The organism is Rhizobium sp. B21/90 (assembly GCF_019355815.1).
Classification (GTDB): domain Bacteria; phylum Pseudomonadota; class Alphaproteobacteria; order Rhizobiales; family Rhizobiaceae; genus Rhizobium; species Rhizobium rhododendri.
The window spans coordinates 639711-662139 of sequence record NZ_CP072162.1 but is presented as its reverse complement, the minus strand read 5'-3'; the positions used below and the strand labels follow the sequence as shown (position 1 = coordinate 662139).

The following is a 22429-nucleotide window of genomic DNA, read 5'->3' as shown; positions in this document are numbered from 1 at the left end:
TGCCGTCTTTTTATTGAGATCGATATCGTGTAGGCACGGGATCAGACGCCGTCACCAGGCGTGTCGGGACAGCTTCATGATCACCCTTCGTTCGATCCTCTTCAATGCCGCCTTTTATCTGAACCTGATCATCCGGATGATCGTTCTTTCGCCCATCTATTTCCTGATGCCGCGCAAGGCCGGCTATGCCATTCCCAAGGCCTGGGCCACATCCAGCGTCTGGCTGATGGAGAAAATCGTCGGCACCACCTTCGAGATCGAGGGCCTCGAGAACATTCCGAAGGGCGGCTACATCTTTGCGCCAAAACACCAGTCGTTTTGGGATACGTTTGCGCTGCTCCCCTACCTCGACGATCCCGTCTATATCCTGAAGCGCGAGCTTTTATGGATCCCGCTGTTCGGCTGGTATGCCAAGAAGCAGCAGATGATCCCGGTCAATCGCGGCGCCCGTGGCAAGGTGATGGTCGAGGTCCTCAGGCGCACCCGCGAGGTTCTGGCGGCAGGCCGACAGCTGATCATCTACCCCGAGGGCACGCGCCGCCCGCCCGGTGCCGAGCCCGTCTACAAATACGGCATTGCCCGCATGTATCGCGATCTCGATGTGCCGGTGGTGCCGGTCGCCATGCATCCCGGATTGTTCTGGCCGCGCCGCGATTTTCGTCGCTATCCCGGCCATTTCAAGGTCCGCATCCTGCCCCCGATCCAGCCGGGCATGGACCCCGATGCCTTTTTCGCCCACCTGATCAAGGTGACCGAGGCTGCCAGCGACGAGCTGCTGCTGGAAACCGTGGCCCGCAATCCGGACCTGCCGCTACCGCCAACAGCCATCGAAAGACTGGCAATCCTGCGCAGTTCCACGTCGGCAGAGGCCAGCGGCTGAACTCAGGCAGCGCCTCGCAACCGCAACACTTCTTCATTGACGCTCTCGAGCCAGGCATCGCGGATACCAGCCTCGCGGAGATGGGTGAGCGTATTGAACACATAGGCATCGTTTGGCCCGGACTGGCCGACGGAGACATCGACGATGCGGGCAGCTGTCAGCGGATCGAGCGCGCCGGCATATTGCCTGTGATGGCGGTCGACCACATAAGCCACGGCGGTAACCCGACGGCCGTCTGCAAGCCGGATCGTAGCGAGGCGCTCGAGATAGACCTTGGTCACCAGTTCCCGCTCCCTGAGGTAGGAAAGCACTGCATCCCGATCCGTGTCGGCTACCCGAAACGCCACGCCACGGCAGGCGCCACCACGGTCGAGGCCAAGCACCAACCCGGGGCTGGCCTCGCTGCCGCGATGCACCCAGGAATAAACACAGAGCGAACGGCGATAGCCGAAAATGACGGCATCCGCTTGTTCCAAAAAGGCGAAACCCGGATTCCACATGAGCGATCCGTAGCCAAACACCCAAAATTCGTCCATATCCAAAGCCATACTCACATCAGCATTGCTGTGCACCATTGGAGAACATCATGTCAGCGTCAAGCCAGAGCGAGCGATCCGGCAGAGGCTTCAGGGGGATGTTCATCCTTTTGGGGATCATCGTCCTGCTGGCCGCAGTCTACACCGCCGGCTGGTTCTATGCCGCCTCGGCGCTGAAGACCAATGTCCTGCGGGCGCTGGGCAAACAGGATGCGGCAGGCTTTACCGGCCAGTGTACGGACCTCGACCAGCAGGGCTTTCCCTTCCGCATCGGCCTGACCTGCTCCAAAGTCCAGGTCGACGACCACACACGGGGTGTCTCCGCCACCTTCGACGACCTCAGCGCCTCGGCTCACGTCTACGCGCCGGGCAACATCGAGTGGCAACTTAATTCCCCGGCAGAGATCCGCACGTCGCAGGGGCTGACCATCTCCTCCGAGTGGGCAGCGCTGCAATCCACCATGGTCACCCGGGGCAACGGCATTGAGCAGGGCGCCACCACCATCAACGGCCTCAAGACCGCCGTCGTCTCCTCGGCAACCGGCCAGACGGTGAATTTCACTGCCGACAAGACGGAGATCCATGTCCGCCAGAACGGCGAAGACCTCGAAGCCGTCTTCGAGGTGAAGAACTCCAACGCCGTCATCAAGGATTTCCCGCAGCTTCCAGCACTCGCCGCAGAGATCGATGTGACGCTGACCGGCAAGGCAGGACTGCTTGACGGCAGCGAAAAGGACGGGCGCGGCCTGTTTGGCGCATCGGGTATCCTGCGCAAGGTAACGACCGACATTGGCGACGGCCGTATCATGACCCTGTCAGGGCCATTCTCTTTCGACGACGACGGCTTTCTCTCCGGCCAGTTCAAGCTGGAGATCCAGCAGATCAGCCATTGGCGCGACAGCATCAAGCAGGCGATCCCTGCCGCCAAGCAGACGGTGGACATGGCCGGCAAGCTGCTGAAGGCGCTCGCCGCCGGCGAGGACAAGGTGTCCGTCGATCTCACCGTCGATCACGGCGCGGTCACGCTTAGCGGCTTCATCCCGGTCGGCAAGATCCCGCCGATCTGAGGCGGTACGCCTTGAGACCGAGCGTCACGGCGCTTTCGGATCGAGCGCGTGTCGGCCGAAATCGGGGGCGTCGACATCCTGGCCGGCGTCGATGATCGAGCGGCGGACGGCGCGGGTGCGGGTGAACAGTTCCATGATCTTGTCGCCTTCGCCCCAGCGGATCGCCCGCTGCAGATAGGCGAGGTCTTCTGAAAACCGCGCCAGCATCTCAAGGATCGCATCCTTGTTGTGCAGGCAGACATCGCGCCACATGGTGGGATCGGAAGCCGCCAGGCGGGTAAAGTCGCGAAAGCCGGAGGCGGAATATTTGATGACTTCCGACTGTGTCACCGTCTCGAGATCGGCTGCCGTCCCGACGATGTTGTAGGCAATCAGGTGCGGCAGGTGCGAGACGATGGCCAGCACCTTGTCATGGTGTTCGGCATCCATTTCGTCGACCCTTGAACCAAGTGTCTCCCAGAAATGCCGGAGCGTCTTCAGCGCCGTCTCGTCGGTGCCTTCAACGGGTGTAAAAATGCACCAGCGCCCCCGGAAAAGACCGGCAAAACCGGCATCTGGGCCTGATTTCTCCGTGCCTGCCAATGGGTGGCCCGGAATGAAATGCACGCCCTCCGGAATATGCGGTTGCATCTGCGCAATGACCGAGGCCTTGGTCGAGCCGACATCGGTGACGATGGCACCCGGCTTCAGATACGGGGCAATCTCGATGGCGACACTCTCCGAGGAACCCACAGGCACCGAGACGATTACGAGATCGGCACCCTTGACGGCCTCGCCCGACGACAGCGTGTAGCGGTCGCCCAGCCCCAGTTCCTCGGCCCGCTTCAGCGTCGCCGCGCCGCGCGTCGCGATCACGACCTCGCGGGCAAGACCGAGCGCGCGAATGTCGTGGGCGAGAGACGAGCCGATCAGTCCGATGCCGATCAGCGCGATCCGGTCGAACTGGACATCGCTCATGCCTTGCGTCCCATGAATTCGCCGAGTGTCTCGATGACACCGCGATTGGCCTCTTCCGTGCCGATGCTCATCCGCAACGAATTGGTGAAGCCGTAGCCGCGCACGGCACGCAGGATATAGCCCCGGCTGGCCAGCAACTCGTCGGCATCGGCAGCGCGCTTGCCGTCCACATCCGGGAAGTGGATGAGAACGAAATTGGCAACCGACGGCGTGACCTTCAGCCCGATGGCTTCAAACGCCGCAGTCAGCTTGTCCAGCCACATCAGATTGTAGGTGACCGCCGTCTCGACGAACGCCTGGTCGCGCATGGCAGCGGCTCCGGCGGCGATTGCCGGGGCATTCATGTTGAACGGTCCGCGAATACGGTTCAGCGCATCGACGATCTCCGCCGGGCCGAACATCCAGCCGACGCGAAGCGCCGCCAGACCGTAGGCCTTGGAGAAGGTGCGGGTCATGACGACATTGGAATTTGCCGAGACCAGTTCGATGCCGGCCTCGTAATCGTTGCGGCGGACATATTCGGCGTAGGCGGCGTCGAGCACCAGAATGACGTTCTTCGGCAGCGCCGCGTGCAACCGTCTGATGTCGCTGACCGGGACATAGGTGCCTGTCGGATTGCCGGGATTGGCGATGAACACCATGCGGGTCTTTTCGTTGACGGCGGCAAGGATCGCATCGACGTCGACGGTGCAGTCCTTTTCCTTGACCGTAACAGGCGTCGCCCCGGCGCCCATGATCTGGATCTTGTAGACGAGGAACCCGTGTTCGGTGATGACGGCCTCGTCGCCCGGTGCCAGGTAGACGTGGCAGAGCAGGCCGAGCAGTTCGTCGGACCCGTTGCCGCAGAGGATGTTTGCCGGATTGAGCCCGTTAACGTCGGCGATGGCCTGCCGTAGCGCCAATGCCTGCCCGTCCGGGTAACGTTCCAACTCGTCGGCCGCTGCCTTGAAGGCGGCGACGGCCTTGGGGCTGGCACCGAGCGGCGTCTCGTTGGACGACAGCTTGAACACACGGGAAAGACCCGGCGCACCTTCCTTGCCTGGCACATAGGCAGCGATGTCGAGAATACCGGGACGCGGGACGGGCTTGCTGATTTCGCTGCTCATGGGATCGACCTTGGACAAGGGCCGGCATATCCGGCTTCAAACATCCCGTGGCATTAATCCGGAATGACGATTTTGTCGAGTAAGAAGCCGGCAACACTCAGCGCTTCGGCTGGGTTTCCTCACGCGTCGTGGGCACGCCGCGTGGCGCCAGCACGGGCACGAACACACGCCGCGAGGCGCGCACCGCGACCGGCAGGCCTTGATAAAGCCGTTTCTGCGCCTCGACGATGATGACGCCTGAGAAGGCCGGCCACAGCGTCCTGCCGATACGCTCGAAGGCGCGGCGCAGCCTGAGCACCGCACGCAGCTTGGAGGGCGGGAAGAACAGCGCTTCGGCGGTCGCTCCCGGCGTGAAATTCGTCTCGCGCAACAGCGCCGTCAGCTGGCCGCGGGAATAGGGCCGGCCCGAGCCGAATGGCGTATGCTCCATCCGCGCCCAGACGCCACGCCGGTTCGGCACCACGATCACCAGCCGCCCGCCGGGCGCCAGCACCCGCCAAAGCTCTTTCAGCGTCTCGCGCGGGCTTTCGGCAAATTCCAGCGAATGCACCAGAAGAACGCGGTCGATCGACGAATCGGGCAAGGGCAGTTCTTCGTCGAAGATCAGCGCCGTCGACGACGCCGATCCCATCGGCCAGTTCACCGCCCCCTGCCCCGCCGGCATGAACGCGAAGGTCCGCTCGGTATCGGCGCGAAAGCGGTCGAGATACGGCACGGAATAGCCAAGCCCCACCAGCCGCTCCTCCGGCAATCGCGTCCAGAGCGACGACAGCGCCATGGCGATCGATTGCTCCGCCAGCCGGCCGAGTTCGGAATGATAGAATTGGCGAAGGTCGACGATATCGGCATGCATACCGGAAATCTTATCAGCCGGCGGTTGGACTTCAAGGCCGCAGCCTCTACATTCGTGTCGACCGACGAAAGTTAGGACATTTGAGCCATGCAGCCTTTGGAACTCGACGTATTTACCTGCCGCACCGACAATTACGGCGTTCTCGTCCACGATCCGGAGACAGGCCTCACCGCCTCCATCGATGCGCCGGACGCAGCAGCGGTTGCCGCCGCAGCGGGGCGCCGTGGCTGGAAGATCAGCCACATCTTCACCACCCACCATCATACCGACCATGTCGAAGGCAATCTGGCGCTGAAGGAGCAGTTCGGCTGTCACATCTTCGGCCCGCTCAACGAGGCGGTTGCCATTCCCGGCCTCGACCGCGCCTACGGTGACGGCGACAGCTTCAAGTTTGGCAGCCACACCGTTGGTGTCATCGAGACCCCAGGTCACACCGCCGGGCACATTTGCTACCACTTCGAGGACGACAAACTGCTGTTTGCCGCAGATACGCTGTTCGCGCTCGGCTGCGGTCGGCTGTTCGAACGCCCGGCCTCGGACATGTGGGCTTCGCTGCAGAAACTTGCCGTGCTGCCCGACGAGACCGCCGTCTATTTCGGCCATGAATATACGCTGGCCAACGCCCGTTTTGCGCTCACCATCGATCCGGACAACGAGCGCCTGAAAGCCCGGGCTGCCGATATCGAGGCGATGCGCGCCGAAGGCAAGTGCACCATCCCGACGACGCTGGCACTGGAGAAGGAAACCAATCCGTTCCTGCGCCCCGCCGATCCGGCCATCCGCCGCAACCTTTTGATGGAAAGCCGCACCAACGAGGAAGTCTTCACCGAAATCCGCAAGCGGAAAGATAATTTCTGATGCGGCCGGAGGACATCATCCGCGAACTCGGCATGCAGCCCCACCCGGAAGGTGGCTGGTATGTCCAGACGTTCCGCGACGGCACGGGCGAGGCGCGCGGCCATTCGACGGCGATCTATTACATGCTGCAGTCGGGAGAGCGCTCTCACTGGCACCGTGTGCGGGACGCCGCCGAAGTCTGGCACTACTATGCCGGCGCTCCCTTGGCGCTCGACATCTCGCAGAATGGCGAAGGCAAGACGACAATCGTCCTCGGGACAGATTTCGCGAGCGGCGAACGGCCACAGGCGATCGTACCCGCCGACTGGTGGCAGGCGGCGGAAACAACCGGCGACTACACGCTGGTCGGCTGCACCGTCGCCCCGGGCTTTGAATTTTCGAGCTTCGAAATGGCGCCTCCGGGCTGGAAGCCTTCGGACGCCTGATGCCTATTCGGCAATGGCGACATCCGGCGCTGGCGGACGGCGCAGGATCATTTTATGGGCGGCAAGCACGGCGCCGCCGGTCACCAGCAGGCAGGCGCCGGCAATTCCCCAGCTCGGCTCGGCAAAGCCGAACAACGTCAGAATCAGTGTCGACAGCAACGGCGCCGCATAGCTGGCGGCACCGAGGATCTGGATATCGCCGTTCTTGACACCATAATCCCAGGCGTAGAAGGCAGCCCCGACCGGCAACAGCCCGAGACCGGCTATCGCCGCCCATTGAAAGCCTGTTTCCGGCCAGACACTCCTTTCCAGCCCCAGATGGCAGAGCAGCGAGAGGATGGACGTCGCAAGGCAGAAGCCGGTGACGACATCGGTCGAGACGGCATCGAAACGCCGCGTCAGCAATGAATAGCCTGACCACGTGAAAGCGCAGAGAACGGCCGTGCCATAGCCAAGCCCATAGGCCGCATCGAAATGAAACCCGTTGCGCCCGACGATCAGCACCGTCCCGGCGAGCCCGGCAAAGGCGCCTGCGATGTGATACCAGCGCAGCCGTTCGCCCGGCAGCAGAGCCGAGCCGACAACGATGAGCAACGGCCAGAGATAGGCGATGAGACCGGCCTCGACCGCCGGCGCATTTCTAAGTGCCGTGAAATAGAGAAAATGATAGCCGAACAGCCCGGCAATGCCTGTGATCCACACTTTCGCCGGCTGACGCAGCAGCTTTATCCGCTCCGGCCTGAGGATCAGAACCACGATGCCCGGGATGCTGCCGATGGCAAAGCAGATGGCCGAAAGCTGGAAGGCCGGCATTGTCCCGGAGGCGGCGGTGAACAGCGCCAGGAAGGACCACATCAGGATTGCCGAAAAACCGATCAGCGTTGCCCGCAATGTCATTCTGCCCCCTTTGCGACACCGCGCCGGTGTCAGCCGGAGGAGGTGCCGTTAACTGCCGTACTTGACCGCCGTGATTGTCACCGTGCCGTATTTGGTCGGTATACGAACATAGACGGGAGCATATACCTTCATGGCGTCCGCCTTGGCAAACCAGATCTCCATGTCGTTGCTCTTGCTCAGGTAGTCGAAGTCGGTGCGGCTCTTCTTGTAGCCGCCGAGAGCTGTGAAGTGCACGCCGCAAACGATCGCGTCACCCTTGAAACCCTCGGTCGAGAACGGCTTGGAGCCCTTCGGAGACAGTTTCAGGTTCATGCGCGTCTCGCCGTCGTAGATCGGCAGTGTCTGCGCGCAGACGTTGGTGTTTGCCGGGAAGATCAGCCCCGACACCGGATCGAGAACGGAGCGCAGGTCTCCCTCGGCAACCGGGATCCAGTTTTGCGGCCGGTGCGGCTCCGGCGTCGTGGTTGACGATGTGACGTTGCCATCGCGGTACAGGACGTCATAGGTGTGCTGCTTGCGACCGCTCTTGTAATTGAGCGTGTAGCGCGATGTCTCGAGCTTCCGCGGCCCCACGACACCGGCAACATCGGCTTGCGCCGAGATCGTCGTCACGAGATCGGCGAGGCCCGAGGAACTGACCGTGCCCTTGATGGTGAAATGCTTGTCGATGACTTCGGTCTTGAAATCGGCGTGCGCGATCGGCAGTCCGGCCAGCGCCACGCGGTATTCGGTTTCATGCCGCATGTCCTCGGCATGGCCGATAGCCGGGAGCGATCCGGCGATAGCGGAGACGAGAAGCCATTTTCCGAGATATGACATCGTGATTGCCTTCATATGAGTGGTAGTACCCTATATAGACACTTGTGACGATGTCTGCGATGGCAACAAGCACGAGCTTTTTGGCGGAATTGCGGGAAATGCCAAGGTTTGGCTTGACTGCCAAGGCTGCGCTGACTATAGAACCGCAACTTTCCAATCATGGCCTGTTGGATTGCGGAACCGGTTTTGCCGGCAAGGCTCTCCGATGGCAGACAAAAATAAAATAGGTGTACCATGTCCCGCATGTGCGAATTGACCGGCAAGGCCGTCCTGACGGGTAACAATGTCAGCCACGCAAACAACAAGACCAAGCGCAAGTTCCTTCCGAACCTGTGCCAGGTAACGCTGATCTCCGATTCGCTCGGCCAGCGTTATCGCCTGCGCGTTTCGGCTGCGGCGCTCCGCACTGTCGAACACCGTGGCGGCCTCGATGCCTTCCTCCTGAAGTCCGACGAAACCACGCTGAGCCAGCGCGCTCGCCTGCTTCGTCGCCAGATCGTCAAGAAGACCGCGGAACTCGCAGCGACCGCTGCCTAAGACTTCCTGATCTGACTTTATACGTGCTTTCAAAGGCTTGACGGATAATATCCGCTCAAGCCTTTGCTTTGACCGGCCCTTCCCTCCAACTGGTGGCATCACCCAGGATAAAAAAATGCCCAACCCGCGTTTTCTGCTGATCTACGTTGCCCTGATGACGCTGGTCGTCGTCGCGTCCAATTTTCTCGTCCAGTTCCCGCTGAACGGCGAGATTGCCGGCATCAAACTCGGCGACATCCTGACCTGGGGTGCCTTCACCTACCCGGTCGCCTTTCTCGTCACCGACCTCACCAACCGCCAGTTCGGCCCGACCATCGCGCGCCGCGTCGTGCTCGCCGGCTTCGTCGTCGGTATCGCCATGTCGTTCTTCTCGTCAGTGCCGCGCATCGCCATTGCCTCGGGCGCTGCCTATCTGGCAGGCCAGCTGCTCGACATCGTGCTTTTCAATCGCTTGCGCCGCCAGGCGTGGTGGCGCGCGCCGCTGGTTGGCTCCCTGCTGGGCTCTCTGCTCGACACCGTGTTGTTCTTCTCGCTCTCCTTCGCCGCCTTTTTCGTATTCCTCGGCGACAACACGCCTTTCGCGCTGGAACAGGCGCCGATCCTCGGCATCTTCACGATGGAAGCGCCGCGCTGGATCTCCTGGGCCATCGGCGACTTCTCCGTCAAGCTGATCGTCGGCTTGGTAATGCTGCTGCCCTACGGCGCCCTCATGAACGTTCTGAAGCCGGCGCAGCTGGTTCGGGGCTGAGGTCACCTGGACTGACTGTCCCTGAGAAACCGGTAGCGGTTTCTCACCGCAGCAGCCGGAATTCCAGCATCAGGTTGCGCTGCAGGATCGAGTGATTGTCGTCTGAGACCATGATCAGGTGGATCGTTCCGTCTTCGGCGCGGAAGGCGTCTATGCCTTCCATGTTGTCGATCTGCTCGTCGGCATTGGCCTCGAAGATCACCGTTCCATCAACGACGGCACCCGGCTTGATGTCGCCGCCGGCAATGCGGCGCAGGCGCATGCCGATGCCGTGGGCGAAGTCGAAACGCCGTTCCAGAAGCAGCATGTCGCCGTCCGGGAGGAACACCCCGTCGCTGACATCGTAGTCGTCGTAATGGCGGACGGTGAAGCGGCCTTTCAGGGGGCCGTCGAGAATGGCGGCGAGCATGTTGCCGTCCTTGTCCAGGCTGCGTTCCGTTACCAGCACGGCATTGCCGGCAAGCGGGCTGCCCGGCGGGCCAATCATCAGCGCTTCGAGGCTCTGGTTGCCGCGCAACGCATTGCGGTTCATGAGGATAGGGATCGAGCCCGAGGGCTTGGACGTCTCGAAGCCGGGATCGGGATAAACGTCGACGCGGTGGTTCTGCTCGTAGCTGACAAGCACGGTGTTGCCGCGCAGCGCAACGCCCTCGGCATCCATTGCGCCCTTGCCTTCGTGCGTCTGGCCAAACCGGTCGATCATCGGCGTGATGACCGCCTCGGAGATGCCCTGCAGCTTGCCATCGGCATCGCGGTCGATGGCGCCTATCCACCAGTGCCCGGTATCGAGCACGGAGACGAAGTGCCGGTGGTCTGGCCGCAGGCGAATGGCCGAGGCGGCGCCGAACAGATCGTTGCTGGAGGTCATCTGCAGGCCGCCCAGAAACTCGAGATCGCCGAATTTCGTCACCGTCGAGCCAAAACGGAAAGCGGATATCTTGCTGGCACGGATCTCGGCAGGTCCGCCGGCGGAGGGATCGCCGGCAGACACACAGCCGGCCAGCAGCGCGGCCAGCAGGCAGACGCGGGAAAGTCGCTTCATCAGGCCCTCGGATATCAGGGAACAGCCGTCGGCGAAAACCGGCGGCGCGTTGTCAGCCAGCCCGGCGCCGCCGGCTGCCGCGCAGCTGCGTCTGGTCTTCGAACAGCGATGCCAGCTGCTCCGTCATGGCGCCGGCCAGTTCGTCCGCATCGACGATGGTGACGGCGCGACGATAATAGCGCGTTACGTCGTGGCCGATGCCGATGGCGAGAAGTTCGACAGGCGAACGGGTTTCGATCTGCTCGATGACGGCGCGCAGGTGACGCTCTAGATAATTGCCCGGATTGACCGACAGCGTCGAATCGTCGACCGGAGCACCATCCGAGATCATCATCAGGATCTTGCGCTGCTCGCGCCGCGCCAGCAGCCGGTTGTGGGCCCAGATCAGCGCCTCGCCGTCGATATTTTCCTTCAGCAGCCCTTCGCGCATCATCAGCCCGAGATTGTTGCGCGCCCGACGTAGAGGTTCGTCGGCCGACTTGTAGATGATGTGGCGCAGGTCGTTGAGGCGGCCCGGCGTCTGCGGCTTGCCGCCGGCGAGCCATGTCTCGCGAGACTGCCCACCCTTCCAGGCCTTGGTCGTGAAGCCGAGGATCTCGACCTTGACGCCGCAACGCTCCAGCGTACGCGCCAGGATATCGGCGCAGGTGGCGGCAACCGTGATCGGCCGTCCGCGCATGGAGCCTGAATTGTCGATCAGCAGCGTCACCACCGTATCGCGGAACTGTGTGTCCCGCTCCATCTTGAACGACAGCGGCTGCATGGGATCGATGATCATCCGCGTCAGGCGGGCCGGGTCGAGATAGCCCTCTTCCAGGTCGAAATCCCACGAGCGGTTCTGCTGCGCCATCAGGCGGCGCTGCATCCGGTTGGCGAGGCGTCCGACGGCACCCTGAAGATGGGCCAGCTGCTTGTCGAGAAACGCCCGCAACCGCTCCAGTTCGGAGGCATCGCAAAGCTCCGACGCGCTGATGGTCTCGTCGAAATCCTCGGTGAAGACGTGATAGTCGACCTTTTCGTTGAAATCGGAGAAAGGAGTGTTCGGGCGGCGCGTCTCGCCGGGCGTTTCGGAATCGTCCTCGCCCTCGTCGGTCATGTCGTCGTCGGAAATCTCCGCGCCGTCCATCTCGCCGTCGTCCATCTGCTCGTCGGCCTGCTCGCTGTCTTCGGCGGGCGCGGCGTCGGCGCCGGCATCTTCGTCGACCTCGTCCTGGTCCTGCTCGTCGCTGCGTGGCTGGTCTTCCTCGGAGGTGCTGTCCTCGTCGTTCTGCTCGGTCTCGTCGTCGCCGTAGTCCTCGGCCATTTCCATGGCTGAGAGGACGTGGCGCATGGCGCGGGCAAAGGCCTGCTGGTCGTTGATCGCAGCCGGCAGCGCATCCAGAGCGCCGGCGGTCTTTTCCTCGATGAACGGACGCCAGAGATCGAGCACCTTTCCAGCGCTTTCCGGCGGCTTCTGGCCGGTCAGCTTCTCGCGGATGATCATCGCCATGGCTTCGCCGAGCGGCGCATCTTCCTGACGCTCGACACCGGCAAAGTTCGCCTTGGCGTATTTCTCGGTATTCATCGAGTAGATGTTGGCGGCAACGCCATCCATCCGCAACGTGCCGATCGATTCGACGCGCGCCTGCTCGACGGCATCGAATATGGTGCGGGCGTCGGTACCCTGCGGCGCCATCGTCGCGTGAACGCGCGCATCGTGACAGGCAAGACGCAGCGCCATGGAATCGCCGAGCCCGCGGGTGACCGCAAGCTCATGCAGCGTCGGCCGCTTCGACATTTCCGGCAGGCGGATGCGCTCGCCGCTCATGCCCGGACGTTCGTTGGCAAACGTCACCTCGACTTCGCCGTCGCCGGCAATCGAGCGCACGCAGCCAGTGATCGCCCGACGCAACGGCTCCATATCGACCTGCGTGTTGGGCTTGCCTTTCAGATTGTCTCCACGACCTGCCATATGACTTCAGTCTTTCCGAGCTATCATGTCGAGCATGAAATGCTCTAGGCCTCGAGAACGATGTTGGCGGCGCTTTCCTTAAGCTCCACACCGAAGGCGCGCTGATAGTGCTCGGCCACCAGCGGACGCTCAAGCTCGTCGCACTTGTTGAGGAACGTGACGCGGAAGGCGAAGGCGACATCGCCGAAGATCTCGGCATTCTCAGCCCAGGTGATGACCGTACGCGGGCTCATGACGGTCGACAGGTCGCCGTTCATGAAGGCCGCGCGCGTCAGATCGGCAACCCTTACCATCTTCGAAACAGTCTCGCGGCCGGCCGTCGTGCGGAAGGATTTGACCTTGGCGGCGACGATGTTCACTTCCTGCTCGTGCGGCAGGTAGTTCAGCGTCGAGACGATCGACCAGCGGTCCATCTGCGCCTGGTTGATCTGCTGCGTGCCGTGATAAAGGCCCGTCGTGTCGCCGAGGCCAATGGTGTTGGCGGTGGCAAACAGGCGGAAGGCGGGATGCGGGCGGATGACGCGGCTCTGGTCGAGAAGCGTCAGGCGACCCGACGATTCCAGCACGCGCTGAATGACGAACATCACGTCCGGGCGTCCGGCATCGTATTCGTCGAACACGAGCGCGACATTGTGCTGGTAGGCCCAGGGCAGGATGCCGTCCTTGAACTCGGTGATCTGCATGCCGTCCTTGACGACGATGGCATCCTTGCCGACAAGGTCGATACGGCTGACATGGCTGTCGAGGTTGATACGCACGCAGGGCCAGTTGAGCCGCGCGGCGACCTGCTCGATATGCGACGATTTGCCCGTGCCGTGATAGCCCGAAATCATCACCCGGCGATTGTGGGCGAAGCCGGCGACGATGGCGAGCGTCGTGTCGCGGTCGAAGAGGTAGTCCGAATCGAAGTCCGGAACATAGGCGTCGCCCTTGCTGTAGGCCGGTACGCGCATGTCGGAATCAATACCGAAGGCTTCGCGCAGCGAAACCGTGGTGTCGGGCAGCTGCGAGATATCAACGTCAATCTTACTCATCATGTCTCCAAGGCGGGTGGTCGCACCCGGCCGCATTGCATGTTCTTTGTCGCGACTGCTTCGCCACCGAAGATGGCCGCTCATCTCGAATGGTCAAGACGACGGCGATTCTTCTCCGGGACTAAAGCGAAATCTCTGTGCGACCGGGCTGTGCCGGAGAGCATGACAAGCAAAGTCCCGGACAAGAAACGCCGCGCCCGGAGTGTCGACCGGAGATCGCAGCGACAAACGCGCGGGATACGCCTTGGCCGCCCGGCTGTCCCGGTCGATCTGGACCATACCTCATCCGATTTCGAACTCAAGGAGACGGATTAACAAAAACCGTTCTGCTTCAACAATTGATAGGCCTGAACGACAGCCCGGAAGCGGTCTTCGGACCCCCGGTCGCCGCCATTGGCATCCGGGTGATGTTTCTTGACGAGCTGCTTGTAGCGGCTCTTGATCTCGGTCGCCGTGGCGCCGAAGGTCAAATCCATCGTGTCGAAGGCCTTGGCCTCAAGTGTTTTCAACTTGCGCGCCGGCGCTTCGAAACGGGGTCCCCGACCGAGCCCTTCCGCCACGAAGCCGAATGGATCGCGCATCCTCGGATGGGCGCCGGAGCGGACCTCGGAATGCAACGGGCTGTTTCGCGCTGCCTTGTTGACGCCGACGCTCCAGGTCGGGCGGTGACCGGTAATCGCTTCCTTCTGGTAGCGGGCGATCTCGCTGTCCGACAGGCCGGAGAAGTAATTATAGCCCTTGTTGTACTCGCGCACGTGCTCGAAGCAGAACAGGAAGAATTTGCCTTCGGCATTGCGGCCGACCGGCGCGCGATGGACACCCTTCTTCTCGCAGCCGTCCCATGTGCAGATGGGGTCGGCCGGCGTCTCGTCCGGTACCTTTCTACGGCGTGTCCGGATGCCATCGAAGAATTTTGAGTCTAGTCCCATGGGGCTAATTATGGGACGTCCGGCGGCCTACAACAAGAATTGACAAACCGGAATCTTGCAGGCTTTGTGATCCGTTTTCTTGAAACCGAAGCAGGCTGCAGATCATGACCGTTCAATCGCGCATCGAAGAAACGCTGACGCAGAATTTCGCGCCCGAGCGCCTTGCCGTCATCAACGAAAGCCACCTCCACGCCGGCCACCATCCCGACATCACCGGCGCCGGAGAAACCCACATGCGGGTTCGCATCGTGTCCCAAAAATTCGCCGGCATGCCCCGCCTCGCCCGCCACCGCGCCATCACCGCCCTCCTGAAACCCGAACTCGACGCCGGCCTCCACGCCTTGGCCATCGAGCCCGCAGCCCCCGGCGAAGAGATCGCCTGGTAGGTCTGGCCGGGGTTTCGGCAGCCGGCTGATGAACCAGCGTCGCGCTTCAGAGGCGGGGTTACAGCCAAAGTTAGAGCGCCACTCTCTCCGCCCTCATCGTGTGCTCGTCACAGGAATCCAGTGCGCCCAAGTCCTTGGGCGCGACAGAACTCTCCACCTTAAGTGCATCTTCTCGCCGCGCAGACGCGCGACGGCTGGATCCCTGTGACAAGCACAGGGAAGAGGGAGGTGAGTTTTGTCGCGTTATCAAACGGATGAGCAGGGTGCCGCAGATAGCACCAAACGCGCGTCGGACGGCGACTAAGCCCGCCTCAGCCCTACACAGGGTCCGTATCGGCGGCTTCGGCCGGGCGGATGCGGAGCTTGGTGATGCGGTTCTTCTCGCGCTTCATGACAATGAAGCGCTTGCCGTAGAAGGTGAAGGCCTGGCGTTCCTCGGGGATGGTCATGGATTCGTGGATGACCAGGCCGGCGATCGTCGTTGCCTCCTCGTCCGGCAGGTTCCAGTCGAGGGCCCTGTTGAGATCGCGGATCGGCACCACGCCATCGACGACGATCGAGCCGTCCGCCTCCTGCCGCACGCCCTGGATATCGAGATCGTGCTCGTCGGCGATGTCACCGACGATCTCTTCGAGGATATCCTCCAGGGTGACGATGCCCTGCACCTCGCCATATTCGTCGACGACCACGGCAAAATGCTGCTTGCGCCGCAGGAAGGCGTTCAGCTGGTCCTCGAGATTGGTGCTATCGGGCACGAACCACGGCTTTTGCGCGATCTTGGCGACATCGAGGTTCTCCGGCTCGACGTTCGGCTCTGCCAGCGCCCGCAGCAGGTCCTTGGCATGGATGACGCCAATGATATTGTCGGTCGTCCCGCGCCATAGAGGCATGCGCGTATAAGGGCTTTCCAGCATGGTGCGGACCACCGCCTCCGGCGCGTCGTCGGCGTTGACGGCCCGCATCGACGTGCGGTGAACCATGATGTCGGACAATTCGAGCTCGCTGAGGTCGAGGACGCCGCCGAGACGGTCGCGGTCGGCCTTCACCACCGATCCCTCGCGGTGCAGGAAGTCGACGGCGCCGCGCAGCTCCTCATGGGCCGACAGCATCGACACCTCCTTGGAAAGGTTGATGCCGAACAGCGCCAGGATCTGCCGGACGATGACATTGACGACGCTCGACAGCGGCCCGACGACAGCCACGAACAGCTTGACCATCGGCGCGACATAGAGCGCGAAACGGTCCGGCGCCGAGATCGCCCAGCTCTTTGGCAGGACTTCGGCGAAAATGACCAGGATGACGGTCATCGCCAGGGTGGCCAGTGCCACGCCCGAGCTGCCGAACAGCCCGAGAAACAGGCTGGTGGCAATCGATGAGGACAGGATGTTGGCAAGATTGTTGCCGATCAGCAGCGCCCCGATCAGCCGGTCACGACGCTCGATCAGCCCGTTGACGACAGCGGCACGGATCTCGCCATTGGCCTCGAGCGTGTGCATGCGGCTGCGCGATGCCGCCGTCAGCGCCGTTTCGGAACCGGAAAAGAAGGCCGAGACCAGAACGAGCAGGACGATGGACAGGAACTGCGGCCAATATTCCGCAAGCGCTGCAAAGGTGCCTTCGATGGTCATTGCGGGTGATTTTCCTTGAGGAAGCTCAGCACTTCCGAAGAGGGAACATCGTCGGCGACGAAGGACTGGCCGACGCCGTGCGTGAGGATGAAGGTCAGCTTGCCGCTCTTTACCTTCTTGTCCTGGCCGATGGCTTTCATCAGCATCTCTGCTGGTGGCAAGGCGCCCGGGATATCGCTCATGCGCGTCGGCAGGCCGACCGCCTTCAGGTGTGCCTCGACCCGGGCCGCATCGTCGGGGCTCGCCAGATTGAGCCGGGCGGAAAACCGATGGGCGAGCACCATGCCGATGGAGACGCCCTCGCCGTGCACCAGCCGGCTGCTGTCGTAATTCGTGGCTGATTCCAGCGCGTGGCCGAAGGTATGCCCGAGATTGAGCAGCGCCCGCGCGCCGTTTTCGTGCTCGTCGGCCACCACCACATCGGACTTAGCCTGGCAACTGGCGGCAATCGCCTCGATGCGGGACGGGCCACCCGCAAACACGTCACGCCAGTTGGCCTCGAGCCAGGCAAAGAAGTCCGGCTTGTCGATCAGCCCGTATTTCGCGACTTCGGCATATCCGGCCCGGAATTCCCGTTCGCTCAGCGTATTCAGCACGTCGCTGTCGGCCAGCACGAGGTCCGCCTGGTGAAAGACGCCGACGAGGTTCTTGCCCTGGCGGGTGTTGATGCCGGTCTTGCCGCCGACGGAGGAATCCACCTGCGACAGCAGCGAGGTCGGCACCTGAACGAAGCGTACGCCACGCCGGACGATACCGGCTGCAAAGCCGGCGAGATCGCCGATGACGCCGCCGCCGAGAGCGATCACCATGTCGTTGCGCTCGACGCGGGCTTCCAGCACCGCATCGCAGACCGCCATCAGCGGCTCGAAGCTCTTGGTCTTCTCACCGGCCGGCAGCACCAGGCTGGCGACAGCGATGCCTGATGCCTCGAGGCTGGCTGTCAGGGCGGCTAGATACAGCGGGCCGACATTTTTGTCGGTGATGACGGCAGCCCGCCGACCCCTAAGGCGCGCGGTAATCTCCGCACCGGCGCGCGCGATCAGGCCGGGGCCGATCAGGATATCGTAGGCCCGTTCGCCGAGCGGCACGTGGACGAGACGCTCGGACACGTCAGGAATGGCACTCATGATACTTTACTTTCCTGGCTTGTGCGGAGGATCGCCGCCAGCACGTCCCGGGCAATGATATCCTTGTGGACATCGCGCGACATGACGGTGAGATCGGCCTCCGCATAGATCGGATAACGCGCCTTCATCAGGCCCTCGAGCGTCGCCTTGGGGTCCCCGGTCTTCAACAGCGGCCGACTATCGCGCTTGTTGACTCGCTCCCAGAGCACGTCGAGATCGGCCTTCAGCCATATCGAGAGACCTTTGCGCTTGATATGCCAGCGCGTCCGATCGTTGACGAAAGCACCGCCGCCGGTCGAGACGACACGCGGGCCGCCTTTCAGCAGCCTCTTGATCACCCGCGTTTCGAGCGACCGAAACTCTTCTTCTCCATAGGCCGTAAACAGTTCGGATATGGTCATTCGCGACACCCGCTCGATCTCGGCATCGGCATCGACGAAGGGAATTGCGAGATGGGTTGCAACGAGCCGACCTATCGAGGTTTTGCCGGCACCCATAAGACCGACGAGGATAAGATTGCGCTGACCGAGCGCCGCTCGGGCTCTGTCTTTGAGGCTTTGCGCAAGGGTTAGGACAGGTTCACACATCGGGCCATTCATAAATTGTTTGCAAAGGGTATCGTCAAATGCGCCCATAGCGTCAAGTCGCCGCAGTATAAACACCTCTGCAATACATCTTCGCTAACGCTGGCCTTGCCGAAATGCCCTTGGCCTCTTGCCGCACACCCAGGAGACTGCATGCCCACACTGTTTCGCTTCCTTGTTTTCTGCGCGGTGATAGCGGGGACGGTCTATGGAGCGATGTGGGCACTGGCCGTTTTCGTCGAGCCTAAGCCGCGCGATATCACAATCCGCATCCCGGCCGAAAAGCTCAATCCGCCATCGACAGGCACGATCAAGCCATGAGAGATCTCGGACGCGCCCACATGGAAGCTTTCCTCGAAATGATGAGCGCCGAGCGCGGTGCGGCGCTCAACACGCTGTCGTCCTATCAGCACGATCTCGACGACCTGCACGGCTTCCTCAAGGCCCGTGCCGTCCGAATGACGGAGGCGGCGTCCACCGATCTCGGTGCCTATCTCACAGGCCTCTCGAACCAGGGCTTCAAGGCATCCTCGCAGGCCCGCCGCCTGTCGGCGATGCGGCAGTTCTACAAGTTTCTCTATGCCGAAGGGCTGCGCACCGACGACCCGACCGGTATTCTCGATGCGCCTAAAAAGGGCCGCGCACTGCCAAAGATCATGGGCGTCGAAGAGGTCAGCCGCCTTCTGGCGCAGGCTGAAACCGAAGCCGAACTGGACGGGCCGAACAAGCTGCAGCGCGTGCGGATGCTGGCGCTGCTGGAACTCCTCTATGCGACCGGCATGCGCGTCAGCGAACTTGTCTCGCTTTCCGCCAAGGTACTGGACCACGAAGGCCGCTTCCTGATGATCCGCGGCAAGGGCAACAAGGAGCGCATGGTGCCGCTGTCGCACTCGGCCATATCGGCGATGAAGGCCTATGGACAGATGCGCCTTGCGCAGGAGGCCGCCGCCAAGGAGCCACCACCGGAAAGTCCGTGGCTGTTTCCATCCTCTTCGAAGGAAGGCTATCTGCCGCGCCAGGTGTTTGCCCGCGACCTCAAGGACCTCGCCATCCGCGCCGGCCTGACGCCATCGCTGATATCGCCGCACGTGCTGCGGCATGCCTTTGCCAGCCATCTTCTTGCCAACGGCGCCGATCTGCGCGTGGTGCAGGAACTGCTTGGCCATTCGGACATTTCCACCACGCAGATCTATACCCATGTGCTGGAAGAACGCCTTCACCAACTGGTGCAAACGCACCACCCCCTTGCCAAACAGGCGAAAAAGCAGGATTAGGACCGGCAACAAAGGCCGGAGCCTGACAACCCCGCCCGCGCAAAAGGAACGGAAACGCCCCTCATGCACCAATATCTCGATTTCGAAAAGCCCATCTCGGACCTCGAGGGCAAGATCCACGAGCTGAAGAAGCTGGCCCTGGAAGACGAAAGCATCGACACTTCCGATGAGGTGAACAGGCTAGAAGGCCGCGTCCACGAAGCAACGCTCGAGATCTACTCCAAGCTCAATGCCTGGCAGAAGACGCAGGTCGCGCGCCATCCGCAGCGACCGCATTTCATCGATTATTCTGCAGCCTTGTTCGAGGAATTCACGCCTCTGGCCGGCGACCGGAAATTTTCCGAGGACGCCGCCATCCAGGCCGGCCTCGCGCGCTTCCGTGGCCAGCCTGTTGCTGTCATCGGCCAGGAAAAGGGCAGCGATACCAAGATGCGGCTGAAACACAACTTCGGCAGCGCCCGGCCCGAGGGCTACCGCAAGGCCATCCGCGTACTCGAGATGGCGGATCGCTTCGGCTTGCCGGTCATCACCCTCGTCGATACCGCAGGCGCCTATCCCGGCGTCGGTGCCGAAGAGCGTGGACAGGCGGAAGCCATCGCCCGCTCGACGGAAATGTGTCTCGGCCTCAAGGTGCCGATCATCTCGGTCATCGTTGGCGAAGGCGGGTCTGGCGGCGCCATCGCGATTGCCACCGGCAACCGCGTCTACATGCTGGAACATTCGATCTACAGCGTCATCTCGCCCGAAGGTGCGGCCTCCATCCTCTGGCGGGATTCCGCCCGTGCGAAGGAAGCTGCCACAAACATGAAGATCACGGCCGAGGACCTGAAAGCCTTCGGTGTCATCGACGGCATCATTCCCGAGCCGCTCGGCGGCGCGCACCGCGATCCGCAAGCCGCAATCGCCTCGACCGGCAACGTCATCGCGACAGCGCTCGGTGAGTTTTCTGGTCTGTCCGGCGAGCAGGTCCGCAACGAACGACGCCAGAAATTCCTCGCCATGGGCCGCAATCTCTAGGCGAAACCCGTCCAAACGTAGAAAATCGCGCGAAATTCTGCCGTAAAAAGCCAAATCTTGGCCACATTGATGTTATCCAACGAACCTCGGGCAAAGAATTGCTTGCCTGGGGGCACCGGCCGATGCATAGGCTGGTAAGGAATCGTCAAGCATAAACGCCTATGATTTTGGTTCCTTTGATGGGGTTGCGATAAGGGTCACCCGACCCGTTTCGCGTCTAGGGCTTAGTCACACATGCGCATTCGTTACCTTGCCTCTCTTTCCCTGATGGCGCTGGCACTCGCCGGCTGCAACGACACGCTCGATTCAGCAACCTCGATCGACCTGTCTAAGGTCAAGAACAAGGTCGAGCAGCCGCTCCCGGACCGCATCGTCGCCGAAATGGCGAAAAAGGGCATGGACCGCAACTCGCCGATCATGATCCGCATCCTCAAGGAAGAGGGTGTCATGGAGATCTGGAAGGCGAAGACCGACAACCGCTTCGACAAGATTGCTGAATACAAGATCTGTGCGTGGTCCGGCCGCCTTGGCCCGAAGGTCAAGGAAGGCGACCGGCAGGCGCCCGAAGGTTTCTACAACCTGACGCCGGCCAACCTGAATCCGAATTCGAAATATTACCTGGCCATCAACACCGGCTTCCCGAACAAATACGACAGCGCCAACGGCCGCAGCGGCGTCAATCTGATGATTCACGGCGCCTGCTCGTCGTCCGGCTGCTATTCGATGACGGACCAGCAGGTTCTCGAAATCTACGCCTTCGCGCGCGACGCCTTCAAGGGCGGCCAGAAGACCATCCAGCTCGAAGCCTTTCCGTTCCGCATGACAGCCGAGAACATGGTGCGCCATCGCCTCAATTCCAATATCGACTTCTGGAAGATGCTGAAGGCCGGCTACGACGATTTCGAGGTGACCAAGCGTCCGCCGGAAGTCGAGGTCTGCGAGAAGAAATACGTCTTCAACCAGCAGTCCGACGGTCCCTTCACCGCAAGCGGCAAATGCCCTGCCATGACTACGCCGCCTGCCCTGCAGTCGGCTCTGGTCGCCTACAACAAGATCTACAAGCTCGATTACGACAAGGCGATGAGCAAATATAGCGATACCGCCTGGTACGACCCGACCGAAGCCGAGCGCAAGGCGGTCGTCGCCAAGCAGCGTGCCGGCCACGACCTGGCATATGCACCGACGGGCTCGGCCCTGGCTGCCGGCAAGATCATGAAGGTCACCGAACTCGAAACGCTGATGGCTCGCCAGTCGAACCTTCCGACGACATCTCCGACCATCATGGCCGGAATGCCGTCGGGCGTCCACAATGCCAAGGGTAGCATTGCGCAACTGCCGATGACGACTGCCTCTGTCCCGACGGTAGGCAGCGCGCCGGCAGCGACATTGGCCCCGACAGCCGTAGCCGTGACATTGCCGGCGACCGTGCCGGTACCGGCCCAGAACCCACTGGCCTATGCGCAGGTCCCCTCCCCGGTCGAGACAGCTCAGGAGCAGCCTTCCGACAAGAAGCCGCCGTTCTGGAAATTCTGGTCTAAGAGTGAGTAGGCTCGACGCCGGGACCTATGACCTGCGCGGACTGAAATGTCCGCTTCCCGTTTTGAAGACCCGGAAAAAACTGGCTTCGATGCCTCAGGGCGCAGTGCTGAGCGTCGAGACCAGCGATCCGCTGGCCATCATCGACATCCCGCATTTCTGCAACGAGAACGGCCATACGCTGCTGGACAGCGCCACCACGGCGGATGGCCATCGCTTCACGATCCGCAAGGGCTGA

The 22429-nt window shown here is 62.1% G+C and carries 25 protein-coding genes; 12 read left to right on the top strand and 13 right to left on the bottom strand.

The features are described from left to right. Positions 1-76: 76 nt before the first annotated feature. Positions 77-880 (top strand): 1-acyl-sn-glycerol-3-phosphate acyltransferase, encoded by an 804-nt coding sequence (locus J5278_RS03130; protein ID WP_209185153.1) that lies wholly within the window; start codon positions 77-79, stop codon positions 878-880. 2 nt (positions 881-882) lie between these two features. Here the strand turns inward: J5278_RS03130 and J5278_RS03125 are convergent, their stop codons facing one another. After that, positions 883-1455, bottom strand: coding sequence for a gamma-glutamylcyclotransferase (locus J5278_RS03125; protein ID WP_374108253.1), 573 nt, complete (start codon positions 1453-1455; stop codon positions 883-885). A gap of 11 nt (positions 1456-1466) precedes the next feature. On the opposite strand from J5278_RS03125, the gene J5278_RS03120 reads away from it, so the two are divergent. Further along, positions 1467-2483: a DUF2125 domain-containing protein gene (locus J5278_RS03120; protein WP_209185157.1), complete on the top strand. Its 1017-nt coding sequence runs from the start codon at positions 1467-1469 to the stop codon at positions 2481-2483. A gap of 24 nt (positions 2484-2507) precedes the next feature. Here J5278_RS03120 and J5278_RS03115 read toward each other — a convergent pair whose 3' ends face one another. The 3 genes from J5278_RS03115 to J5278_RS03105 all read right to left on the bottom strand — a co-directional run bounded on the left by J5278_RS03115 (position 2508) and on the right by J5278_RS03105 (position 5399). Continuing rightward, positions 2508-3440: a prephenate/arogenate dehydrogenase family protein gene (locus J5278_RS03115; protein WP_209185159.1), complete on the bottom strand. Its 933-nt coding sequence runs from the start codon at positions 3438-3440 to the stop codon at positions 2508-2510. Further along, positions 3437-4546 carry a histidinol-phosphate transaminase gene (gene hisC / locus J5278_RS03110; RefSeq protein ID WP_209185161.1) on the bottom strand — a complete coding sequence of 370 codons (1110 nt, stop codon included), beginning with the start codon at positions 4544-4546 and terminating at the stop codon, positions 3437-3439. The genes J5278_RS03115 and hisC overlap by 4 nt, the downstream gene beginning before the upstream one ends. Before the next feature lie 97 nt (positions 4547-4643). Then, complete coding sequence (locus tag J5278_RS03105; RefSeq protein ID WP_209185162.1) at positions 4644-5399, bottom strand: class I SAM-dependent methyltransferase; 756 nt, start codon at positions 5397-5399, stop codon at positions 4644-4646. 87 nt (positions 5400-5486) lie between these two features. Here J5278_RS03105 and gloB point away from each other — a divergent pair, with 87 nt between their 5' ends. Both gloB and J5278_RS03095 read left to right on the top strand, forming a co-directional pair. Then, positions 5487-6257: a hydroxyacylglutathione hydrolase gene (gloB, locus tag J5278_RS03100; protein WP_209185164.1), complete on the top strand. Its 771-nt coding sequence runs from the start codon at positions 5487-5489 to the stop codon at positions 6255-6257. Then, positions 6257-6682, top strand: a complete 426-nt coding sequence (locus J5278_RS03095) for a cupin domain-containing protein (protein ID WP_209185166.1) — start codon at positions 6257-6259, stop codon at positions 6680-6682. The genes gloB and J5278_RS03095 overlap by 1 nt, the downstream gene beginning before the upstream one ends. 3 nt (positions 6683-6685) lie before the next feature. Here J5278_RS03095 and J5278_RS03090 read toward each other — a convergent pair whose 3' ends face one another. Together J5278_RS03090 and J5278_RS03085 are read right to left on the bottom strand one after the other, a co-directional pair. Then, complete coding sequence (locus J5278_RS03090) at positions 6686-7579, bottom strand: DMT family transporter (protein WP_209185168.1); 894 nt, start codon at positions 7577-7579, stop codon at positions 6686-6688. Between the two features lie 48 nt (positions 7580-7627). Next, the gene (locus J5278_RS03085) at positions 7628-8398 is read right to left on the bottom strand and encodes a DUF3108 domain-containing protein (RefSeq protein ID WP_209185170.1); all 771 of its coding nucleotides are present in this window, start codon (positions 8396-8398) and stop codon (positions 7628-7630) included. Between the two features lie 234 nt (positions 8399-8632). Here J5278_RS03085 and rpmB point away from each other — a divergent pair, with 234 nt between their 5' ends. Then, positions 8633-8935 carry a 50S ribosomal protein L28 gene (gene rpmB / locus J5278_RS03080; protein WP_111219879.1) on the top strand — a complete coding sequence of 101 codons (303 nt, stop codon included), beginning with the start codon at positions 8633-8635 and terminating at the stop codon, positions 8933-8935. 115 nt (positions 8936-9050) lie between these two features. Further along, positions 9051-9683: a queuosine precursor transporter gene (locus tag J5278_RS03075; protein WP_209185172.1), complete on the top strand. Its 633-nt coding sequence runs from the start codon at positions 9051-9053 to the stop codon at positions 9681-9683. A 43-nt stretch (positions 9684-9726) separates the two neighbouring features. On the opposite strand, the gene J5278_RS03070 is transcribed toward J5278_RS03075, so the two are convergent. From J5278_RS03070 to J5278_RS03055, 4 genes are all read right to left on the bottom strand, one after another. Then, positions 9727-10725, bottom strand: a complete 999-nt coding sequence (locus J5278_RS03070; protein WP_209185173.1) for an esterase-like activity of phytase family protein — start codon at positions 10723-10725, stop codon at positions 9727-9729. A 52-nt stretch (positions 10726-10777) separates the two neighbouring features. Beyond that, positions 10778-12676 carry a cobaltochelatase subunit CobT gene (gene cobT, locus J5278_RS03065; protein ID WP_209185175.1) on the bottom strand — a complete coding sequence of 633 codons (1899 nt, stop codon included), beginning with the start codon at positions 12674-12676 and terminating at the stop codon, positions 10778-10780. A 44-nt stretch (positions 12677-12720) separates the two neighbouring features. Further along, positions 12721-13710, bottom strand: coding sequence for a cobaltochelatase subunit CobS (gene cobS / locus J5278_RS03060; RefSeq protein WP_111220043.1), 990 nt, complete (start codon positions 13708-13710; stop codon positions 12721-12723). Between the two features lie 311 nt (positions 13711-14021). Then, positions 14022-14639, bottom strand: a complete 618-nt coding sequence (locus J5278_RS03055) for a J domain-containing protein (protein ID WP_142824768.1) — start codon at positions 14637-14639, stop codon at positions 14022-14024. 104 nt (positions 14640-14743) lie between these two features. On the opposite strand from J5278_RS03055, the gene J5278_RS03050 reads away from it, so the two are divergent. Beyond that, complete coding sequence (locus J5278_RS03050; protein ID WP_142824767.1) at positions 14744-15025, top strand: BolA family transcriptional regulator; 282 nt, start codon at positions 14744-14746, stop codon at positions 15023-15025. A gap of 317 nt (positions 15026-15342) precedes the next feature. Here J5278_RS03050 and J5278_RS03045 read toward each other — a convergent pair whose 3' ends face one another. From J5278_RS03045 to J5278_RS03035, 3 genes are read right to left on the bottom strand one after another with little or no spacing between them, the layout of a single operon-like run. Further along, positions 15343-16653, bottom strand: a complete 1311-nt coding sequence (locus J5278_RS03045; protein ID WP_142824766.1) for an HlyC/CorC family transporter — start codon at positions 16651-16653, stop codon at positions 15343-15345. Beyond that, entirely contained in the window at positions 16650-17780 is a 1131-nt protein-coding gene (gene aroB / locus J5278_RS03040; protein WP_209185177.1) for a 3-dehydroquinate synthase, read from the bottom strand. The genes J5278_RS03045 and aroB overlap by 4 nt, the downstream gene beginning before the upstream one ends. Beyond that, positions 17777-18367, bottom strand: coding sequence for a shikimate kinase (locus J5278_RS03035; RefSeq protein ID WP_142824764.1), 591 nt, complete (start codon positions 18365-18367; stop codon positions 17777-17779). Before J5278_RS03035 ends, aroB begins: the two co-directional genes overlap by 4 nt. Before the next feature lie 150 nt (positions 18368-18517). Here J5278_RS03035 and J5278_RS03030 point away from each other — a divergent pair, with 150 nt between their 5' ends. From J5278_RS03030 to J5278_RS03010, 5 genes are all read left to right on the top strand, one after another. Beyond that, positions 18518-18685, top strand: coding sequence for a hypothetical protein (locus tag J5278_RS03030; protein ID WP_162854752.1), 168 nt, complete (start codon positions 18518-18520; stop codon positions 18683-18685). Further along, the gene (gene xerD, locus J5278_RS03025; RefSeq protein WP_142824763.1) at positions 18682-19638 is read left to right on the top strand and encodes a site-specific tyrosine recombinase XerD; all 957 of its coding nucleotides are present in this window, start codon (positions 18682-18684) and stop codon (positions 19636-19638) included. Before J5278_RS03030 ends, xerD begins: the two co-directional genes overlap by 4 nt. Positions 19639-19701: 63 nt before the next feature. After that, positions 19702-20655, top strand: coding sequence for an acetyl-CoA carboxylase carboxyltransferase subunit alpha (locus J5278_RS03020; protein ID WP_142824762.1), 954 nt, complete (start codon positions 19702-19704; stop codon positions 20653-20655). A 234-nt stretch (positions 20656-20889) separates the two neighbouring features. After that, positions 20890-22203: a murein L,D-transpeptidase family protein gene (locus tag J5278_RS03015; RefSeq protein WP_209185179.1), complete on the top strand. Its 1314-nt coding sequence runs from the start codon at positions 20890-20892 to the stop codon at positions 22201-22203. Then, entirely contained in the window at positions 22196-22429 is a 234-nt protein-coding gene (locus J5278_RS03010) for a sulfurtransferase TusA family protein (protein ID WP_209207517.1), read from the top strand. Before J5278_RS03015 ends, J5278_RS03010 begins: the two co-directional genes overlap by 8 nt.

Excerpts from the sequence above, each read along its gene's own strand:
- J5278_RS03130 (WP_209185153.1), top strand. The coding sequence starts at position 77 with ATGATCACCCTTCGTTCGATCCTCTTCAATGCCGCCTTTTATCTGAAC.
- J5278_RS03125 (WP_374108253.1), bottom strand. The coding sequence starts at position 1,455 with ATGGTGCACAGCAATGCTGATGTGAGTATGGCTTTGGATATGGACGAA.
- J5278_RS03120 (WP_209185157.1), top strand. The coding sequence starts at position 1,467 with ATGTCAGCGTCAAGCCAGAGCGAGCGATCCGGCAGAGGCTTCAGGGGG.
- J5278_RS03115 (WP_209185159.1), bottom strand. The coding sequence starts at position 3,440 with ATGAGCGATGTCCAGTTCGACCGGATCGCGCTGATCGGCATCGGACTG.
- hisC (WP_209185161.1), bottom strand. The coding sequence starts at position 4,546 with ATGAGCAGCGAAATCAGCAAGCCCGTCCCGCGTCCCGGTATTCTCGAC.
- J5278_RS03105 (WP_209185162.1), bottom strand. The coding sequence starts at position 5,399 with ATGCATGCCGATATCGTCGACCTTCGCCAATTCTATCATTCCGAACTC.
- gloB (WP_209185164.1), top strand. The coding sequence starts at position 5,487 with ATGCAGCCTTTGGAACTCGACGTATTTACCTGCCGCACCGACAATTAC.
- J5278_RS03095 (WP_209185166.1), top strand. The coding sequence starts at position 6,257 with ATGCGGCCGGAGGACATCATCCGCGAACTCGGCATGCAGCCCCACCCG.
- J5278_RS03090 (WP_209185168.1), bottom strand. The coding sequence starts at position 7,579 with ATGACATTGCGGGCAACGCTGATCGGTTTTTCGGCAATCCTGATGTGG.
- J5278_RS03085 (WP_209185170.1), bottom strand. The coding sequence starts at position 8,398 with ATGTCATATCTCGGAAAATGGCTTCTCGTCTCCGCTATCGCCGGATCG.
- rpmB (WP_111219879.1), top strand. The coding sequence starts at position 8,633 with ATGTCCCGCATGTGCGAATTGACCGGCAAGGCCGTCCTGACGGGTAAC.
- J5278_RS03075 (WP_209185172.1), top strand. The coding sequence starts at position 9,051 with ATGCCCAACCCGCGTTTTCTGCTGATCTACGTTGCCCTGATGACGCTG.
- J5278_RS03070 (WP_209185173.1), bottom strand. The coding sequence starts at position 10,725 with ATGAAGCGACTTTCCCGCGTCTGCCTGCTGGCCGCGCTGCTGGCCGGC.
- cobT (WP_209185175.1), bottom strand. The coding sequence starts at position 12,676 with ATGGCAGGTCGTGGAGACAATCTGAAAGGCAAGCCCAACACGCAGGTC.
- cobS (WP_111220043.1), bottom strand. The coding sequence starts at position 13,710 with ATGAGTAAGATTGACGTTGATATCTCGCAGCTGCCCGACACCACGGTT.
- J5278_RS03055 (WP_142824768.1), bottom strand. The coding sequence starts at position 14,639 with ATGGGACTAGACTCAAAATTCTTCGATGGCATCCGGACACGCCGTAGA.
- J5278_RS03050 (WP_142824767.1), top strand. The coding sequence starts at position 14,744 with ATGACCGTTCAATCGCGCATCGAAGAAACGCTGACGCAGAATTTCGCG.
- J5278_RS03045 (WP_142824766.1), bottom strand. The coding sequence starts at position 16,653 with ATGACCATCGAAGGCACCTTTGCAGCGCTTGCGGAATATTGGCCGCAG.
- aroB (WP_209185177.1), bottom strand. The coding sequence starts at position 17,780 with ATGAGTGCCATTCCTGACGTGTCCGAGCGTCTCGTCCACGTGCCGCTC.
- J5278_RS03035 (WP_142824764.1), bottom strand. The coding sequence starts at position 18,367 with ATGTGTGAACCTGTCCTAACCCTTGCGCAAAGCCTCAAAGACAGAGCC.
- J5278_RS03030 (WP_162854752.1), top strand. The coding sequence starts at position 18,518 with ATGCCCACACTGTTTCGCTTCCTTGTTTTCTGCGCGGTGATAGCGGGG.
- xerD (WP_142824763.1), top strand. The coding sequence starts at position 18,682 with ATGAGAGATCTCGGACGCGCCCACATGGAAGCTTTCCTCGAAATGATG.
- J5278_RS03020 (WP_142824762.1), top strand. The coding sequence starts at position 19,702 with ATGCACCAATATCTCGATTTCGAAAAGCCCATCTCGGACCTCGAGGGC.
- J5278_RS03015 (WP_209185179.1), top strand. The coding sequence starts at position 20,890 with ATGCGCATTCGTTACCTTGCCTCTCTTTCCCTGATGGCGCTGGCACTC.